General features: G+C 69.2%; 14 protein-coding genes and 1 tRNA gene. 10 read left to right on the forward strand and 5 right to left on the reverse strand.

The genetic code is table 11. From position 1 onward, the window contains the following. The first annotated feature begins 112 nt into the window (after positions 1-112). Entirely contained in the window at positions 113-2,938 is a 2,826-nt protein-coding gene (gene gcvP, locus Q0833_RS02015; protein ID WP_298429741.1) for an aminomethyl-transferring glycine dehydrogenase, read from the forward strand. Between the two features lie 61 nt (positions 2,939-2,999). Here the strand turns inward: gcvP and Q0833_RS02020 are convergent, their stop codons facing one another. Then, positions 3,000-3,206, reverse strand: coding sequence for a hypothetical protein (locus Q0833_RS02020; RefSeq protein WP_298429743.1), 207 nt, complete (start codon positions 3,204-3,206; stop codon positions 3,000-3,002). A 242-nt stretch (positions 3,207-3,448) separates the two neighbouring features. Here Q0833_RS02020 and Q0833_RS02025 point away from each other — a divergent pair. Together Q0833_RS02025 and Q0833_RS02030 are read left to right on the forward strand one after the other, a co-directional pair. Beyond that, a tRNA-Ala gene (locus Q0833_RS02025) sits at positions 3,449-3,524 on the forward strand. A gap of 107 nt (positions 3,525-3,631) precedes the next feature. Beyond that, entirely contained in the window at positions 3,632-4,582 is a 951-nt protein-coding gene (locus Q0833_RS02030) for a L,D-transpeptidase (RefSeq protein ID WP_298429744.1), read from the forward strand. Between the two features lie 6 nt (positions 4,583-4,588). Here Q0833_RS02030 and Q0833_RS02035 read toward each other — a convergent pair whose 3' ends face one another. Further along, positions 4,589-5,227, reverse strand: coding sequence for an extensin family protein (locus Q0833_RS02035; protein WP_298429746.1), 639 nt, complete (start codon positions 5,225-5,227; stop codon positions 4,589-4,591). Positions 5,228-5,327: 100 nt separating this feature from the next. Between Q0833_RS02035 and parA the strand changes: the two genes are divergently transcribed. Beyond that, a complete protein-coding gene (gene parA, locus Q0833_RS02040; protein WP_298429748.1) occupies positions 5,328-5,963 on the forward strand; it encodes a ParA family partition ATPase in 636 nt (211 codons plus the stop codon). A gap of 8 nt (positions 5,964-5,971) precedes the next feature. Here parA and Q0833_RS02045 read toward each other — a convergent pair whose 3' ends face one another. The 3 genes from Q0833_RS02045 to Q0833_RS02055 form a co-directional block, all read right to left on the reverse strand. After that, on the reverse strand, positions 5,972-7,930 hold the full coding sequence (locus tag Q0833_RS02045; RefSeq protein ID WP_298429750.1) for a capsular polysaccharide biosynthesis protein: 1,959 nt from the start codon (positions 7,928-7,930) through the stop codon (positions 5,972-5,974). A gap of 124 nt (positions 7,931-8,054) precedes the next feature. Further along, a complete protein-coding gene (locus Q0833_RS02050) occupies positions 8,055-9,194 on the reverse strand; it encodes a polysaccharide biosynthesis/export family protein (protein ID WP_298429752.1) in 1,140 nt (379 codons plus the stop codon). Positions 9,195-9,297: 103 nt separating this feature from the next. Next, the gene (locus Q0833_RS02055) at positions 9,298-10,581 is read right to left on the reverse strand and encodes a capsule biosynthesis protein CapA (RefSeq protein ID WP_298429754.1); all 1,284 of its coding nucleotides are present in this window, start codon (positions 10,579-10,581) and stop codon (positions 9,298-9,300) included. Positions 10,582-10,711: 130 nt separating this feature from the next. Here Q0833_RS02055 and Q0833_RS02060 point away from each other — a divergent pair, with 130 nt between their 5' ends. From Q0833_RS02060 to ribB, 6 genes are all read left to right on the forward strand, one after another. Beyond that, positions 10,712-11,311 carry a riboflavin synthase gene (locus tag Q0833_RS02060; protein ID WP_298429756.1) on the forward strand — a complete coding sequence of 200 codons (600 nt, stop codon included), beginning with the start codon at positions 10,712-10,714 and terminating at the stop codon, positions 11,309-11,311. Next, complete coding sequence (locus Q0833_RS02065) at positions 11,308-11,520, forward strand: hypothetical protein (RefSeq protein WP_298429758.1); 213 nt, start codon at positions 11,308-11,310, stop codon at positions 11,518-11,520. Before Q0833_RS02060 ends, Q0833_RS02065 begins: the two co-directional genes overlap by 4 nt. A 73-nt stretch (positions 11,521-11,593) precedes the next feature. Continuing rightward, positions 11,594-11,836 carry a YdcH family protein gene (locus tag Q0833_RS02070; protein WP_298429759.1) on the forward strand — a complete coding sequence of 81 codons (243 nt, stop codon included), beginning with the start codon at positions 11,594-11,596 and terminating at the stop codon, positions 11,834-11,836. A gap of 44 nt (positions 11,837-11,880) precedes the next feature. Next, positions 11,881-12,423, forward strand: a complete 543-nt coding sequence (locus Q0833_RS02075) for a hypothetical protein (protein ID WP_298429761.1) — start codon at positions 11,881-11,883, stop codon at positions 12,421-12,423. A 58-nt stretch (positions 12,424-12,481) separates the two neighbouring features. Beyond that, entirely contained in the window at positions 12,482-13,243 is a 762-nt protein-coding gene (locus Q0833_RS02080; RefSeq protein ID WP_298429763.1) for an SDR family oxidoreductase, read from the forward strand. Positions 13,244-13,306: 63 nt separating this feature from the next. Next, positions 13,307-14,425 carry a 3,4-dihydroxy-2-butanone-4-phosphate synthase gene (gene ribB, locus Q0833_RS02085; protein WP_298429765.1) on the forward strand — a complete coding sequence of 373 codons (1,119 nt, stop codon included), beginning with the start codon at positions 13,307-13,309 and terminating at the stop codon, positions 14,423-14,425. Positions 14,426-14,427 lie beyond the last annotated feature (2 nt).

Raw genomic sequence — 14,427 nt, forward strand, 5'->3', positions numbered from 1 at the left:
CCCCCGCCGCCCCCCGATAGATCGGCCGCGGCGCGCCGACGGCCCCTCGACCGACCCGACCCCCGCAGCGCGCCGTCCCCGGCGCCAATCCCGCCCAAGACCGGAGCCCACGATGCCCCTGACCGAGTACGACACCTACGATTTCGCCAATCGTCGCCATATCGGGCCCTCGCCGCAGGAGATGGCCGAGATGCTGGAGGTGGTCGGGGCCGAGAGCCTCGACGCGCTGATCGACGAGACGGTGCCGCAGAGCATTCGACAGGCCGACCCGCTGCCGTGGCCGCAGATGACCGAACACGCGATTCTCGCCCGGATGCGCGTTCTGGCGGACCGGAACCGAGTCACGACCGCGATGATCGGGCAGGGTTACCATGATACGGTCACGCCGCCCGCGATCCAGCGCAACATCCTCGAGAACCCGGCCTGGTACACGGCCTATACGCCCTACCAGCCCGAGATCGCGCAGGGCCGTCTCGAGGCGCTGCTGAACTTCCAGACGATGGTTTCGGACCTGACCGGCCTGCCCATCGCCAACGCCTCGCTGCTGGATGAGGCGACGGCCTGCGCCGAAGGCATGGTGCTGGCGCAACGGATGTCCAAGTCGAATGCGCAGGCCTTCTTCGTCGACGAGAACTGTCATCCCCAGAACATCGCCGTCATGCGCACGCGCGCCGAGCCGCTGGGGATCGAGCTGATCGTCGGCGATCCCGACGATCTGGACCCAGCCGCCGTCTTCGGCGCGATCTTCCAGTATCCCGGCACGAACGGGCACCTGCGGGACTTCTCCGACCTGATCGGGGCGCTTCATGCCGAAGGCGCGCTGGCGGTGATGGCCACCGATCTTCTCGCGCTGTGCCTCCTGAAGGAGCCGGGCGCGATGGGGGCCGATATCGCGGTCGGCAGCGCCCAGCGCTTCGGCGTGCCGCTGGGCAATGGCGGGCCGCATGCCGCGTTCTTCGCCTGTACCGATGCGCTCAAGCGTTCGATGCCCGGCCGCCTCGTGGGCGTGTCGGTCGACAGCCATGGCAACAAGGCCTACCGCCTCTCGCTCCAGACCCGCGAGCAGCATATCCGCCGCGAGAAGGCGACCTCGAATGTCTGCACCGCGCAGGCGCTGCTGGCCGTCATGGCCGGCTTCTACGCGGTGTTCCACGGGCCGAAGGGCCTTCACCACATCGCGACCCATGTCCATGCCCATGCCGTCGCGCTGCGCGACGCGCTGACCGGGGCGGGCTTCGACGTCGCGCCCGCCCATGTCTTCGACACGCTGACTGTCGAGACCGGCGCCATGCAGGGCGTCATCTGGCGCGCCGCGCGGGCCGAGGGCATCACGCTCCGCCGCGTCGGCGATACTGCGATCGGCATCGCCTGCGACGAGCTGACGGACGAGGCGATCCTGACGAAGCTCCTGCGCGCCTTCGGGGTCGAGGGACAGGTTGCCGCGACCCGCACCGATATCCCCGATGCGCTGCGGCGCCAGTCGGATTACCTGACGCACCCGATCTTTCACATGAATCGCGCCGAGGCCGAGATGATGCGCTACATGCGCCGCCTCGCCGATCGCGACTTGGCGCTCGACCGCGCGATGATCCCGCTCGGCTCTTGCACGATGAAGCTGAACGCCGCCGTCGAGATGATGCCGGTCACCTTCCCCGAATTCGGCAAAATCCATCCCTTCGCCCCCGCCGAGGACATGGAGGGCTATGCCGAGATGATCGACGAGCTGGCCGCGCGCCTCTGCGTGATCACCGGCTACGACGCCATGTCGATGCAGCCCAATTCCGGCGCGCAGGGCGAATACGCGGGGCTTCTGACCATCGCCGCCTATCACCGCGCCAACGGCGATGACCGGCGCGTCTGCCTCATCCCGACCAGTGCGCATGGCACCAACCCGGCCAGTGCGCAGATGGCGGGTATGAAGGTCGTCGTCGTCAAATCGGCCGAGAACGGCGATATCGACCTCGACGATTTCCGCGCCAAGGCCGAGACCGCGGGCGACGATCTCGCCGCCTGCATGATCACCTATCCCTCGACCCATGGCGTCTTCGAGGACACCGTCCGCGAGGTCTGCGAGATCACCCATGCCCATGGCGGGCAGGTCTATCTCGACGGGGCGAACCTGAACGCGATGGTCGGCCTGTCGAAGCCGGGCGAGATCGGCGCGGATGTCAGCCACCTGAACCTCCACAAGACGTTCTGCATCCCCCATGGCGGCGGCGGCCCGGGCATGGGGCCCATCGGCGTCCGGGCCCATCTGGCGCCCCACCTGCCGGGTCACCCCGAGCGGGGCACCGACGGCCCGGTTTCGGGTGCGCCCTACGGGTCGGCGTCGATCCTGCCGATCTCCTATGCCTACGTGATGATGATGGGCGGCGCGGGCCTGACGCAGGCCACCAAGGTCGCGATCCTCTCGGCCAACTACATCGCGCGGCGGCTCTCCGGGGCCTATTCCGTGCTCTATGGCGGGCGGCGCGGGCGGATCGCGCATGAATGCATTCTCGACACGCGCCCCTTTGCCGAGCATGGCGTCACGGTAGACGATGTGGCCAAGCGCCTGATGGATCACGGCTTCCACGCGCCGACCATGTCCTGGCCCGTGGCCGGCACCTTGATGGTCGAGCCGACCGAGAGCGAGCCGAAGCCCGAGCTCGACCGCTTCTGCACCGCGATGCTGGCCATCGCCGAGGAGGTGGCGGCCATCGCCGAGGGCAAGATGGACGCGGCCAACAATCCGCTGAAGAATGCGCCGCACACGATGGAAGATCTCGTCCGCGACTGGGACCGGCCCTACAGCCGCGAGGACGGGTGCTTCCCGCCGGGCGCGTTCCGGGTCGACAAGTACTGGCCGCCGGTCAACCGCGTCGACAATGTCGCGGGCGATCGCAACCTGATCTGCACCTGCCCGCCGGTCGAGGACTACCTCGAAGCGGCAGAGTAGGCGCTCGCCTCGTGCGGGCGGCGAACGTTCGTCGCCCGCGCGGTATCTGGGTCGCTGGCGCTTACTGCGCGGCGAGCATCTTCGCGACTTCGGCCAGCCGCTCCGGCGTGAAATGCGAGTTCGGCTCGGCCCAGAAGGGGGCTGCCGACGTCGCAGCCAGCCACAGACCACCGGCCAGCAGCGCACCAATCAGAGGTGCCGCAATGGTGCGGGTCAGGCCACCGTGATGGCCCATCGTTTTCGAGGAACATGGAGTCAGAACACTCATCGGTTCGATCCTTTTCTTGAAGGTCTCCTATATATCGCGCGCAGCACCCCGGCGCATTTGAATAATCGGTGCGAAAATGCAGAAGCGTCACGCGGAATCGCAGATCGCCACGCGTGCGCCCGCCGGTTCGTTCGGCCGGGCCGCCCGCTTTCAGCTCCGTCTGATCGCGCGCGTTCGAAGTGCCGGCGGCCCCGCGGATCGGCTTGACGCGAGCGCGTCCCGAGGCCATACGCCGCCCCGTTGGGGTCGTAGCTCAGTTGGTAGAGCGCGTCGTTCGCAATGACGAGGTCAGGGGTTCGATTCCCCTCGGCTCCACCATCCCCTCCGCCCGTCACCCCCGCCCTGTCGTCGGGTCGCGTGCGCATCGGCGGAACACCGCCCGTCCGTAGGCGTTGACTGTCGGTCAGCCACCACGGACCGGACCCATGAAAATTCTTGTACTCGCCGCCCTCTTTCTGCCCACCGCCGCCGCGGCCCAGCTCTCGATCGACGAGATCAACGGGGCGGACCCGCTCTCGGGCGAGGATCGGGCCGCGATGATCCGGCTTCAGGTGCTGCTCGATCGGAGCGGCGCGTCGGTCGGTTATGTCGACGGCTATATGGGCGAGGCGACCCGCGCCGCGCTGCGCGCCTACGAAGCCATGAACGGGATGACCGTCGACGGCGAACTCGATCCCGAACTCTGGGCCGTGCTCGAACAGGGCGGTCCCGCGTCCGAGACCTATACCCTGACCGAGGAGGACGCGGGCTTCGAGCCGACGCCCGAGATCCCCGAGGATTACGAGAAGATGGCCGAGATGGACCACCTCGGCTACCACTCCGCGGCGGAGATGCTGGCCGAGCGCTTCCAGATGGATCCCGAACTGCTGACCGAGCTGAACCCCGAGGCCGATTTCACCGCCGCCGGGACCGAGATCACCGTCGCCTCCACTCGCGTCGCGCCCGAGGGCGAGGCGATGCGGATCACCGTCAATCGCGACACCGGGCGGCTCGAGGCGTTCGATGGCACCGGCCCGGATGCCAAAATGATCTTCGCCGCCCCCGCCGCCGTCGGCTCGCAGCAGACGCCATCGCCCTCGGGCTCCATGAAGGTCACGGCCATCGCCGCCGACCCGACCTATACCTACGACCCCGAGAACCTGCCCAACGCCGATTTCGACGAGGTCGTGCAGATCGCCGCCGGACCGAACGGGCCCGTGGGTTCGATGTGGATCGACCTCGGCAAGCCGACCTACGGCATCCACGGCACGCCCTATCCGACCGAGATCACATCGATGGCATCCCATGGCTGCGTTCGCCTGACGAACTGGGATGCCGAGTATCTCGCCCAGCTCGTCAAGCCCGGTGAGACGGTGGTGGAGTTCACCGGCGGCTGAACGGCGTCACTCGCAGATCCGATACGGCTCGGCGACGCGGATCCCGTCCTTGACCGAGCGGCCCAAGTCGAAGTGGAAGTGATCGGCATGGGCCGCGTTCGAGCCCGGCCCGAGCACGGTGGTGAAGTCGTCGCAGGCCGACTTGCGGACGACATCGAAGAACGCCTCCTCGTCGGCCGTCAGATCCTCGCTCTCGGCAACGACGATCAGGCTGCCGTCAAAGCGGAAGGTCGTGATGTCTATCGCGTTGCCAAACGCGTGCTCCGAGAACTTGCCGTCCGGCGCGCCGTTGCGGCGACGGCAGACGAAGCCGTTGCCCGTCCCGATCGCGTCCAGCCGGTCCTCCATGTGCAGGGTCGCGGCCGGGACGAGGTCATCGCGGACGTAGGTGGCGACCGCCAACGCGAAATCGCACTGAAAAACCGGATCGCCCGACAAAAGGACCGGCCCCGTTTCGGTCTCGATCGCGGTCATCCGGACGGGCGTCGGAAAGGTGCAGAGCGGGTCGTCCGCCTCGGGCACCTCGGCGGCCTCGGCCTGGGCGATGTCCTGAAGCGCGGTCAGGCAGTCGGCCATCGGCCACGCCTCCTGCGCGGTCGCGGGGGCCGTGAGGCATAGGACGAGGGCAGGGGCGAGGCGGGTCATTGCAGGTCTCCGTCAGTCGATATCCCGCTGACCTAGCCGGGATTGACGCCGCGCCAAGGCGCGCGCATTGTCTTGCTGCACCGCAGCATGGGGATGTGACATGGCCACGACGATCACCTTCGCCCAGCAAAAGGGCGGCTCGGGAAAGACGACGCTCTGCGCCAACGTGGCCGTCGAGCTGATCGCGCGCGGGCACCGGGTGGCGCTTCTGGACAGCGATCCGCAGGGCTCGATGGGGCGTTGGTTCATGGCCCGGCTGGACCGGATGCAGGGCGCGCCGGACGTGGATTTCTCGACCGCGTCGGCCTGGGGCATCGGCTACGAGGTCTCGAAATACGGGCCGACCCACGATTTCGTCCTGATCGATACGCCGCCCAAGATCGACGGCGACCTGCGCCCCGCGCTCAAGGCCTCGGATCTTGTGGTCGTGCCCGTCTCGGCCAGTCAGGTCGATCTCTGGGCGACCGAGGGCGTGCTGGAACTGGCCGCGCGCGAGGGCAAGCGCCCGTTGGCCGTCCTAAACCGGGCCCGCGCGGGCACGCGGCTGACGGCCTCGATCAAGGCCGCGCTGTCCGATCTCGAGGCCGAGGCCGCCGAGGGCGTGATCGCCAATCGCGTCGCCTATGCCGAGGCGATGGGCCGGGGGCAGGGGGTCCGGGAATATCCCGGCGCCAAAGCCGCCGCCGACGAGGTGTCGGCCCTCGTGGACGAGATCCTGGCAGCCCTCGAAGGCTGACGCGCGGTTCAGCCGCGCCAGAGCCACGCCTGCGACGCCAGCACGCCCTGCGCCTTGGCCAGAAGCCGGTTGCCCGGCCCGGGTGACGGCACCGTGCCCGTGGCCAGCCGCTCCACGATGATCTCGGGGGGCGCGGCCGTGCCGGTGAAAGGATCGTGATAGCGCGGCACGACGATCAGCGCCGCATGGACCAGCGCGTCCAGTGACGGACGGGCGGCCCGGCGTCGCGCCGGGATACGGCCCTTGTCCGTCGTCAGCCCCCACCCGGCATAGAAGGGCGTTCCCAGCGTGGTGACAGGCACGTCGCGCATGAGCGCCTCGAACCCCAGAAGCGAGGTCAGCGTCCAGACCGCATCCGCTCGCGCGATCAGCGCCAGCGGGTCCGCGTCCGAGGCGACGACATCCGCATCCTCGGCCCCGATGACGCCGTCGCGCAGCCCGGCCTCGACGTCCGGATGCGGCTTATAGACGATCACCGCGTCCGGATTGGCCTGCCGCGCGGCGCGCAGGAGACCCGCATTGTCCGTCACGTTCGACGTGCCCAGCCGGATCGACGCGTCATCCGCCACCTGACCCGGCACCAAGAGGATCGGTCCGTCGGGCAGGTCTGGGAGGCCGCCGCCCTGATTGTATTTCGTCAGCCCCGCCGCGACGATCGCGGCCCGGAGCGCACGTGCCCGCTTCAGCGCTTCTGGCGGCAGGGCCGCGGCGGCGATGATCGCCTCCTCCATGTCCGAGGGCGTCGCGGGGTCGTAGTAGATCCCCTGCCCGTCGAGGATCAGCGAAAGCGGCGGGATCAGGTCGGCCCCGAGACCGCGCGACCGCAGGAACCCGTCCTCGACCCGCGTCACCGGACCGTCGGCGGCGGCTGCGCCCCAGACGAGCGGGCGACGGGCCGGATCGGCACGGTAGCTGACCCGGTTCGACAGGAACCGCCGCATCGGTGCGCGCTTCCAGAGCCGCATGTCGGGCGCGGACCAGCCCTCCCGATCCGCGCGCCACGCCCGCGCCTGCGCTTCGAGGATGCGGATCACGTCGAGCGGGTCGCAAAGGCGGTCACGATGGGGATCGTACCAGTGCGGGTAGAGCACCATCGCCCCGGCAAAGAGTTGCGTCCGCGTCAGCTTGCGGTGGCGACGGTCAAGCGGGTTGCGGTCGTCGTCGAGGCCCCAGCCGGCATAGAACGGCTGTCCGAACGTGATGGGCCGGTGGCCGTGCAGCATCGCCTCGAACCCGAGCTGGCTCGAGACAGTATAGACCTTCGCGGCCCCCGCCAGCAGCGCGGCGGGCGGCAGGGCGCGTGACTCGAGCGTGGCCCCGTGGACGGCATCGGCCTCGCCGTAATGACCCGCACGGAGGCCGCGCGCGGTCTCGGGATGGGTCTTGATGAGGATGCGCGCGCCGGGATTCTCCTCGCGCGCGATCAGCAGCACCTCGCGGAAGGTGGCTTCGGAGGCACCGCCGAGCCGGATCGATGCATCCCCGCGCGTCTGGTCGATCACCAGAACGTAGCCCGCATCCGGCGGGTCCAGGTCGCCTCGGGTGGCGGCGTATTTCGTGACGCCCGACCGGACCATTTCGTCCATCGCGGCGCGGGCGCGGGCGATCAGGTCGCCATCGTCGAACGGGTGCGTGGCCAGCAGCGTCTCGAGTTCCGACGGGGCGGTCGCGTCGTAATGGGCGCCCGCCGCGTCGATGGTCAGGCCCAGCGTCGGCTCGCCTACGCGGCCGGGATGGAGCGAGCGCAGAAACGCGTCCTCGAAGCGCAGGATCGGAGCACCGGTGCGCGCGGCGATGGCGGCGGCGCGGCGGGCCGACGGCCCGTCATGGCCCCAGGCCGCGATGCATTCGCCGTCGCGCGGCAGGCCGGGCCGCAGGTCGACCCCCGCGAGGGCCGCGATGCGGCGGATGCGGCGCGACAGGAACCCGCCCGAGACGAAGCGCGCGACGCGGCGGGGCGCGGTCATGCCGGCGGCCGCGATCGCGGCGCCGGCGGGAGCGAGGGGGCCAGCCCCCTCGCGCTCTCCCGAGGTATTTCGGGCCAGAGGATGGAGCGGGCCGGGCCGCGCGCAGACGCCCGGTGTCTCATGCTCAGTTGACGCCGACGGCCGTTCCCGCTGCGGTGATCTGGCCCAGCGAGCCGAACACGGCGGCGACCGAACGGTTCCAGCCGACGATGGGCGCCTCGGTGACGTAGACCGTGTCGCCGTCGCGGATGACGAAATCGCGGGCGTTGAACATGCCGTTGGGCTCGGTCAGGTCGAGCACGTAGACCAGCCGCTGCGTGCCGGTCAGGTCGTCGCGGCCCATCACGGCCTCGGCGATGGCCTCGGGCTCGTTGCGGAAGACGAAGACGCCGGTCGGGTTGGCGAGGAGGGGGTTCAGGCCACCCACCTCGGCCAGCGCGTCGATGGCGGTGATGACCTCGCTGTCGAATTCCAGGCGGCTCTGGCTGCCGGTGGCACCCAGCACGGTGAAGGACCGGGTGTCCTCTTCGATGAAGATCGTGTCGCCGTTGCGCAGCGCGATATCCATCGACGGGTTCTTGTAGAGATCCGAGAGATAGGCCGTCTCGGTCCGCCCGCCGCGCGTGACGGTGACGAGCGCCACGTCGGGCGAGATGGCGACCCCCCCGGCGGCGGCGATCATCGCGGTCAGCGTCCGCGTCGGCCGCTCGATCGGATAGACGCCCTGCGCGCCCGCGCCGCCGACGACGCTGACCGTCGCGCCGTCACCGGCCAGGCGGCGCACCACGACCTGTGGATCGGGCGTCTGCTCGTCGAGGCGGCGGGTGATGACCTGGCGCAAGGCCTCGGGCGTGTTGCCCGCGGCCCGCAGGCGGCCGGCATAGGGGATGAAGATCATGCCCGCGCTGTCGACCTGCACCTCGTCTATCAGCGAGGCCGAGGCGCCCGCATTGGTCAGGAGCCCGTCCTCGACATTCTCGTAGATGATGAGTCCCAGCGTGTCGCCCGGCCGGATCGTGTCCGCGCCGACGAGCCCCGCATGGCGGAAGGATGGACTGAAGCCGAGCGCGGGCGTGACCGCCGTCGCGCGCGCCACCCGGTCGTTGACCGAGACGATAAAGGCGTCACCCTCGTTGAGGACGGAGCCCGCGAAGATCTCGCGCTTGTTCGGCCCGGATCGGGGGAGGGTGCCGCACGCGGCGATTGCGGAGGCCAAAGTGGCCAGCACCGCAATGCGTGCGGCGCGTCCCAGAGCGATACCCATGGTGCCTGTCCTTCTCGATCTGCCTTCAGTGCCTCGCTCGCCGGGGTTGTCCCCGATCCGGCGCGTCATGTGTCGCGCGGGCGGTGTTGTGGTCGACGGTAGCCTAGCCGGATACCAGTTTCAAATTCTGCCGGGGCGCGGGTTTGCCCGCCTCCAGCCTGTCATAGGGGTCCATGTCCGACAGCATCATGTCGACGACCTGCCGCAGGAGTTGCCGGCGTCCGCGCGCCGAGTAGAACCCGCCCGCCACCTGGGATGTCTCCAGAAGGTAATGGCGGTAGTCGCGATAGGCGCGACTGTCGGGGCGTTCGGGATCGGCGAAGAACGCCTCGACCGACTGGTCGCTGACGAATTCCGGCTTCGAATAGACCGACCGCCCCAGCGCCAGCACCGGCAGCCCGCGCCAGAGCGCCTGCTGTGCCGCGGTCGAGTTCACGGTGATCGCCGAGCGGGCCTCGTTCATCAATCCGGCGAGCTTGCCGCCCCGGAGATAGTGGACGCGGTCGCCCAGCCCGTATTCCGCCACCAGCCTCGCGACCGTCGCCTTGACCGGCGCGCGCCCGTCCTCGAGCGGATGGGCCTTGAGGACGAGGTGGTGATGCGACGGCGCGCCCGCGGCAAAGCCCGCGATCACCTCGGTCAGGAACTCGGTCATCGACGCGTAGGGGGAATGGGCCTGAAAGCTCGCGTCATGTTCGAGCTGCATCAGGCACAGATGATAGGGAAAGCCGCCATGGACGATCCGGCGCGTCTTCCAGCGCCGCTCGAGCGCGGTGAAGGGCATGGTGACGAGGCGGCGCAGATAGAGCCGGAACTCCTTGAGCACCGTGATGTCGCGATGCGGCCGGTAGGCGCGATAGGCACCGGGTCGCGAGACCACGAACCAGTGATAGAGCGCGCCGTAGAAGACGTGGTGGCGCATGTCGCCCCAATGGGCGGGCGCGTCGGGCAGGTCGAGATCGAGCTGCGCCAGCGCGGCCTGCATCTCGGGAACGGTCTTGGCCATCAGGCGCGAATGGGCGTTCGAGCCGTTTCGCTCGTAGCTGATCCACCAGGGCCGCAGGTAGCCTTCCTCGAAGACGTGCACGGTCAGGCCACGCGCCTTGGCCTCCGCGACCGCCTCTGCGTGGATCGCGCGGACGTCGCCGTAGATCACCAGATCGGTGATGCCGCGCGTCTCGACGATGCGCGCGAAGGCGGCGGGCCATGCCTCGGGCGCATCCTGGAATGCGATGTAGCTGTCGCGGTGGAACCAGAACGCATCGTCGCCGCGATTGAAGCCCACGCGCCACGCCTCGCAGCCCGCCGCCCGGAGCAGCCGCCCCAGATGGTGGAAGAAGGGCCCGTGGGGGCCCTGCAGGAACAGGAATCGGCGCGTTGGACGCATTTCGCCCTCCGATAGACGGGTTTGTGGTGCCCCGCCGCGGCGGCACGGGAAAGGCGCGATTGTGGCACGATCGGGGCACTTGTGGCCAATGCGCACTGGCTTTACGTCACGTCCGAGCGACGGAGGCACCATGTTCACGGGCATTATCACCGATATCGGAACGATCCGCGCGCTGGATCGGCGCGGCGACCTCAGGGTGCGGATCGGCACCGCCTACGACGCGGCGGGCATCGACATGGGCGCATCCATCGCCTGCGACGGCTGCTGCCTGACCGTGGTGGATCGCGGCACGGACGCGGACGGGCATTGGTTCGACGTCGATGTCTCGGGCGAGAGCCTGTCGAAAACCGCGCTCGGGGTCTGGGACGAGGGAACGCGCGTCAATCTCGAGCGCAGTCTTCGGGTCGGTGACGAGCTGGGCGGGCATATCGTCTCGGGCCATGTCGACGGCGTGGCCGAGATCCTGTCGGTCGTGCCCGAGGGCGACAGCATCCGCTACCGCTTCGCCGCCCCGCCCGCGCTCGCGCGCTTCATCGCGCCCAAGGGCTCGGTGGCGCTGAACGGGACGTCCCTGACCGTCAACGAGGTCGAGGGCGTCGAATTCGGTGTCAACCTGATCCCGCACACGCAGGAGGTCACGACCTGGGGCACCGCCGCCCCTGGCGACCGCGTGAACCTCGAGATCGACACGCTGGCGCGCTATGTCGCGCGGCTGGCCGAGGCGGGGTGACGGTCCAGTCGTCGATCGAGGATGCGACCGGCGACCGCTGCGTCGATATCCTCGTGACCGGGGACGGCGCGGGCTGGGTCGAATGCCGCCGCGATCCCGAGGATGCCCATGGCTGGCGCCGCCTGCACCCGCCCCGGATGGGCTTCGCCGACGCGGCCCGCGCCCGTGCCGACGCCTGCCGCTCCGTCGGCTGGCTCGCCCTGGATTGACCCGGATCAAGGTGGCGCGCGCCGTCGCGGGTCAGGGTGCCCGCGACCCGAACCCGGCAACGGAGCCCGCCCTATGTCCCATGTGCCCCACGAACTGACCGAGGAATTTCCCGATCAGGCCCAAACCATCACCCGCCTGAAGGCCGAGGCGCCGCATTTCGCCAAGCTGGCCGAGCGCTACCACGTGCTCAACCGCGAGATTCACCGCGCCGAAACCAATGTCGAGCCGTGCTCCGACGTCCATATGCTGGAGCTCCGACGCCAGCGGCTGACGCTCAAGGATGAGATCGCGGCCATCCTGCGCGACGCAGCCTGACGCGCGTCTTGCCCGTTGCGCGCGGATCGCGCATCCCTTGGCGCGTGACGTATGGCATCGGGCATAATTCCGGCACGGACGCCGCGGGCTATCGCGGCCGCCTCCATCAATGGCGCCGCGCGCGCAGCGCCGTGATGGGAAACGTCCTGCCGGTCGAGGTCGTGCGCCTGCGCGTCCGGCGGGCCGCCGCACTCGGGCTCGATTACGGCACCTATGCCAGCGTCCGGGCGGCCACCGGGCGGGACATCGTGGCGCTCCTCTTCTCGTCAAACGCACTCGGCATGATCCGCCGCGCCGAACTCGAGACCGCGCGGGCGGCGAAACTCTCGGAGGTGGCCGCGTCGCGCGGCGTGCTGGTGCATGCGCCGCTTGCTGCCGCGACGCCGGACCCGCTCGACTGGGCCGCGCCGGCACCGCGCTTCACCGACAGTTGGGGTGCGATGCGGCGGCATCTGCGCGCCGTGCTGGCCGACCGGAAGCTGCCGTCGGACGCCGTCCTCATGGTCGGCGACACGGCATTCGAGCGCGAATGGTGCACCGCGGCACGCGCTGCGGGCTATCTTCCCGCCGCGCGATATTTCGGCTGACGCCTTTCAACGCGAACCGTTCGGTCCAATATCCCAGGGGACCCAGACGGAGACCGACATGACCCTTGCCCTGATCACCGGCGCCTCGGGCGGCATCGGCCGCGCGCTTGCGACCCTTCATGCCAAGCGCGGCGGCGACCTCATCGTGACCGCCCGCCGCCTGCCGGAACTCGAGACGCTCGCCCGCGAACTGAAAGACGCGCACGGGGTCAACGTGACGCCGGTCGCCGCCGATATCGGCACGCAGGAGGGGCTCGCCACCATCCTCGCCGCGACCGAGGGTCAGGAGATCGACATCCTCATCAACAACGCGGGCTTCGGCGGGCGCGGACGGTTCGTGGAGCGCCCGCTGGCGGATGACCTCAACATGGTCGACGTGAATATCGTCGCCGTGATGACGCTCTGCCACGCCATCGGGACGCGCATGGTTGCGCGGGGGCAGGGGCGGATCCTGAATGTCGGCTCGACCGCGGGCATGCTCCCCGGACCGCTCCAGGCGACGTATTTCGCGTCGAAGGCCTTCGTGAACAGCTTCAGCCAGGCCTTGGACGAGGAGATGCGCAAGGACGGAGTCACCGTGACCGTCCTCGCGCCGGGCTACGTTGCGACGGATTTCGCCGCCCGCGCCGATCTGGAGGGCACCGCATTGACCAAGGGCGGCAGCACGCCCGATGCCGTCGCCAAGGTCGGGTACGACGCGATGATGAAGGGCAAGCTCGTCGCTATCAACGAAGGCCAGCTCAAGGTCGCGACCCGGCTTCTGGGGCTGCTGCCGCGGCGTCAGGTCCTGAAGATGGCGCGCCGGATGCAGAGCAAATGAGCGCAGGCGCACTGGCCCCCGTGCGCGCCGCCCGCTAGGAAGCCATCCGACAGGAGGTGCCCCATGGCAGACCCCATTCCCTTCGAGGCGCCCGGCCCGGTGGAGCGCGAGAATTCCGACGTGATCTCGGCCATCGAGGACATCCTCGAGGATGCGCGCAACGGCCGGATGTTCATCCTCGTGGATCACGAGGATCGCGAGAACGAGGGCGACCTCGTGATCCCCGCTCAGATGGCCACGCCGGACGCGATCAACTTCATGGCGACCCACGGGCGCGGCCTGATCTGCCTGACGCTGCCGGGTGAGAGGATCGACGCGCTGGGCCTGCCGCTGATGGCGTCGCAGAACTCCTCGCGCCACGAGACGGCCTTCACCGTGTCCATCGAGGCCCGCGAAGGCGTGTCGACCGGCATCTCGGCCCATGACCGCGCCCGCACCGTCAGCGTTGCCATCGACGCCTCCAAGGGGCCGCAGGATATTGCGACGCCGGGCCATGTCTTTCCGCTGCGCGCCCGCGACGGCGGCGTGCTTGTGCGGGCGGGCCATACGGAAGCCGCCTGCGACATCGCGCGGCTGGCCGGGCTGAACCCGACCGGCGTGATCTGCGAGATCATGAAGGATGACGGGTCGATGGCCCGGCTGCCCGACCTCATCGCCTTCGCGCAGTTGCACGGTCTGAAGATCGGGACGATCAGCGACCTCATCTCCTACCGGCGCCGCCACGACAACCTCGTCAACCAGACGGCGAGTCACCCGGTCACGTCGCGGATCGGCGGCGAGTGGCTGATGCGCGTCTTCACCGACGAAACGCAGGGTTCGGAACATATCGTCCTGACCAAGGGCGACATCGCGCAGGCCCCCGTGCTGGTGCGCATGCACGCGATGAACCCCATGGAGGATGCGCTGGGCATCGGCGACAGCGACCTGGCCGGTGCGATGCAGGTCATCGCCGAGGAGGGGCGCGGCGTCGTCGTCCTGTTGCGTGACACCGAGATGAAGCTCGATCCCGGCGGCGTCAGCCCGCAGAAGCTCCGGCAATACGGGCTGGGGGCGCAGATTCTCGCGGCCCTCGGCATCCACGAGATGGAGCTGGTCACCAATTCGGGCACGCCGAAGGTCGTGGGGCTCGATGCCTACGGCCTGACGATCACCGGCACGCGCGCCATCCCCAAGGAGGCCTGAGC

Source organism: uncultured Jannaschia sp. (assembly GCF_947503795.1).
Taxonomy (GTDB): domain Bacteria; phylum Pseudomonadota; class Alphaproteobacteria; order Rhodobacterales; family Rhodobacteraceae; genus Jannaschia.